The 828-nt window shown below is 63.6% G+C and carries 1 pseudogene; it reads right to left on the bottom strand.

The annotated features are described in order from the left end of the window. Positions 1 to 3: 3 nt before the first annotated feature. A pseudogene (locus HKD27_RS16595) lies at positions 4 to 753 on the bottom strand (IS5 family transposase); the annotation flags it as partial. Positions 754 to 828: the final 75 nt, after the last annotated feature.

The raw sequence follows: 828 nt of genomic DNA, 5'->3' as shown, positions 1-828 counted from the left end.
CTAGCGCCCGTGGACAAAGCTGATCCAAAGGAAGGCTGAGGCGATCGAAACAAAGCCGAGGTAGGACTGGGCGGTCTTGTCGTATCGGGTAGCGACACGCCGCCAGTTCTTGAGCCGGTTGAACATACGCTCGATACGGTTTCTCAGCTTGTAGGCATGACGATCGTGGCTGGCGGGGTTTCGCCTCCCGCGTTTGGCCGGGATCACCGGACGGGCACCCGCGTAGGCGATGTCGGCCCGGATCTGGTCGGCGTCGTAGCCACGATCCGCCAGAAGCTGGTCGAGACGACCGCCGATGGCTTGGAACAATGGCCCAAAGCCCTGCTGATCGTGAGCTTGTCCGGGCATCAGGACGAAGGCGAGCGGGAGGCCGCGTGCGTCGCAGCGGGCATGGAGTTTGGTTGTGAACCCTCCCCGTGATCGGCCAGGCGCCTCGGCCGGGCCAGTACTTTTTTTATGCCCGCGGCGCAGTGATGGGCCCGCACGACCGTGCTGTCGATCATGTCGGCCGAGCGGTCGCGGCTAACCAGTTCCGCCAGTGTCTCCAGCAGGGCATCGAACACACCCTGCTCGACCCAGCGCCGGTAACGGCGAAACACGCTGTTCCACTTACCATAGCACGGCGGAAGATGCCGCCACTGCGCCCCCGTGCGGGCCATCCACATCATGCCATCGAAGAGCCGACGGTTATCTCCAGCAGGACGGCAACCGCGCCCCGTCTCAGACGGCAGAAGAGGACCGATCAGCGCCCATTCCGCATCCGTCGCCCCGATCGTCTCGTCCAAAGCCATCTCCAAATGGCAGCGTTGAATCAATCTCGTGCACCCC

It is taken from the genome of Gluconobacter sp. R75690, from assembly GCF_015244525.1.
Lineage (GTDB): Bacteria > Pseudomonadota > Alphaproteobacteria > Acetobacterales > Acetobacteraceae > Gluconobacter > Gluconobacter potus.
This window is presented reverse-complemented; position numbering and strand designations above follow the sequence as displayed.